General features: G+C 69.9%; 3 protein-coding genes. All 3 read left to right on the forward strand.

The features are described from left to right. A partial coding sequence (locus G6028_RS12870; protein WP_182659113.1) for an HNH endonuclease occupies positions 1-633 on the forward strand: 633 nt, incomplete at its 5' end. 67 nt (positions 634-700) lie between these two features. Then, positions 701-1,867, forward strand: a complete 1,167-nt coding sequence (gene arsB, locus G6028_RS12875) for an ACR3 family arsenite efflux transporter (protein WP_182659114.1) — start codon at positions 701-703, stop codon at positions 1,865-1,867. Beyond that, positions 1,864-2,319 carry an arsenate-mycothiol transferase ArsC gene (locus G6028_RS12880; protein WP_182659115.1) on the forward strand — a complete coding sequence of 152 codons (456 nt, stop codon included), beginning with the start codon at positions 1,864-1,866 and terminating at the stop codon, positions 2,317-2,319. The genes arsB and G6028_RS12880 overlap by 4 nt, the downstream gene beginning before the upstream one ends. Positions 2,320-2,332 lie beyond the last annotated feature (13 nt).

The following is a 2,332-nucleotide window of genomic DNA, read 5'->3' on the forward strand; positions in this document are numbered from 1 at the left end:
GGCGCCGCCGACGACGCCCGCCGTGCCCTGACCTACCGGCCCGGCGCCGCCCTGGCCCGCCGCATCCGCCTTCGCGACGGCACCTGCCGGCACCCGGGATGCACCGTCTCGGCGGACAACTGCGATATCGATCACTGTCGGCCCTTCGACCACGCCGACCCGCAGCGGGGCGGACACACCACCGAGTGCAACCTGATGTGCTTGTGTCGGCGCCATCACCGATTCAAGACCTTCTCCGGGTGGATCTACGACCTGGCGCCAGACGGCACGCTCGTCGTCGTCACTCCCGACGGCTCCACCATGCTCACCAGGCCCTCCGGCCCTTTGGCCGCGTACAGGCGCGAACAGGCCCGAGCCGAACAGGACGCCTGGGACGTCCAGCAGGCCCGCAACCCTGAGCCGGACACCGCGGACGGCGACCTGCTGTCCGAGCCCACCTACTGGGCCCGCCGTGCCGCCCGCCACCGCGCAGAACGCGCCCGGGCCGACCGCTCCGGCCCCGATCGCGCGAGTCCTGATGGCACCAGGCCTCCCATCGGTCGCTGGTGGGATCGCAACAAACCGGTGGTCAGCCGTGCCGAGGAGCAGGTTCACCAGGTCCTCGACGAGATCCTCCACCCGCCACCGTTCTGAGCTCGCACAGCCCGGTGGCGTGCGTCATACATTGACCGACATCGATGGATTGCCTAGGGTTGGGCGCATGAGCACCCAGGTATCGGCGACCGCCGGCCCCCCTTCCCCCGCCGATCCCGACGCCCCGGTCGCCGCGCGGATGTCCTTCCTCGACCGCTACCTGGCCGTGTGGATCCTCGCGGCCATGGCTGTCGGGCTCCTGCTCGGGCGTCTGGTGCCCGGTATCGCCGAGGCGCTGGAGGCGGTCGAGGTCGGAGGAGTCTCGGTCCCCATCGCGGTCGGTCTGCTGGTGATGATGTACCCCGTCCTGGCCAAGGTCCGCTACGACGAGACGCGTCGCGTCACCGGGGACCGCAGGCTTCTCCTGCTGTCCCTCGCACTGAACTGGCTGGTCGGTCCCGCGCTGATGTTCACGCTGGCCTGGCTGATGCTGCCGGACCTCCCCGAGTACCGTACCGGCCTGATCGTGGTCGGCCTGGCCCGCTGCATCGCGATGGTGTTCATCTGGAACGACCTCGCATGCGGCGACCGGGAGGCTGCGGCGGTGCTCGTCGCGATCAACTCGGTGTTCCAGGTGATCGCGTTCGCGGGCCTGGGATGGTTCTACCTCCAGGTCCTCCCGGGCTGGCTGGGGCTGGAGACCACCACCGCCGGGTTCTCGGTATGGGCGATCGCGCTGAGTGTCCTCGTGTTCCTCGGTATCCCGCTGCTGGCCGGGTTCCTCACCCGGCACTTCGGCGAGAAGGCCAAGGGGCGGCAGTGGTACGAGGAGTCCTTCCTGCCCAAGATCGGTCCGTGGGCGCTGTACGGCCTGCTGTTCACCATCGTCGTGCTCTTCGCGTTCCAGGGCGACACCATCATCGGACGGCCTCTCGACGTGGCGCGGATCGCGCTGCCCCTGCTGGCCTACTTCATCCTCATGTTCGGCGGGAGCCTGCTCGCCGCCCGTGCTTCAGGCCTGAACTACGCCAAGTCCACCGCGGTCGCCTTCACCGCCGCGGGCAACAACTTCGAACTCGCGATCGCCGTGAGCATCGGCACCTGGGGAGTGGCGTCCGGCCAGGCGTTGGCAGGGGTGGTCGGGCCGCTCATCGAGGTGCCCGTGCTCATCGCGCTCGTGTACGTGAGCCTGTGGGCGGGCAAGCGTCTGTTCAAGGGTGACCCGACGGTCCCGAACGCGATTCACCAGGACATGTCGGCCTCCGGCCGCTCGCCTGAGGATGGTGCTCGATGACGCACCACGCTCCGGCGCGCCCCACGGTCCTGTTCGTGTGCAAGTCCAATCGTGGCAAGTCCCAGATGGCGGAGGCGCTACTGCGTCACGCGGCGGGGGACGCGGTGGAGGTCCACTCGGCCGGTACGCGACCCGCGCTGGGGCAGTCCCCCAACGCAGAGGCCGTGGTCGCGCTCGCCGAGCTCGGCGCCGACATGTCGGGCGGCACCGCGGCGGCGGTGGATCACGACATCATGCGCCGCGCGGACCGCGTCGTCGTACTCGGGACGGCCGCACGGCTCGAGCCCGTCGACGGGATGCGCTCGGCCATCGACGTCTGGGAGACCGATGAACCGGGCGAGCGGGGAATCGAGGGTGCGGAGCGGATGGCACTGATCCGCGACGACATCGACGCCCGCGTGAGACGGCTGTGGGCCGAGCTGTCCGAACAGGGGACAGGTCACGCCGACTGACCGCCCCCCCCCC

The organism is Dietzia cercidiphylli (assembly GCF_014145145.1).
Taxonomy (GTDB): domain Bacteria; phylum Actinomycetota; class Actinomycetes; order Mycobacteriales; family Mycobacteriaceae; genus Dietzia; species Dietzia natronolimnaea.

What these genes read in the sequence shown, in the direction of transcription:
- arsB (WP_182659114.1), top strand. Translation starts at nt 701, where the DNA reads ATGAGCACCCAGGTATCGGCGACCGCCGGCCCCCCTTCCCCCGCCGAT.
- G6028_RS12880 (WP_182659115.1), top strand. Translation starts at nt 1,864, where the DNA reads ATGACGCACCACGCTCCGGCGCGCCCCACGGTCCTGTTCGTGTGCAAG.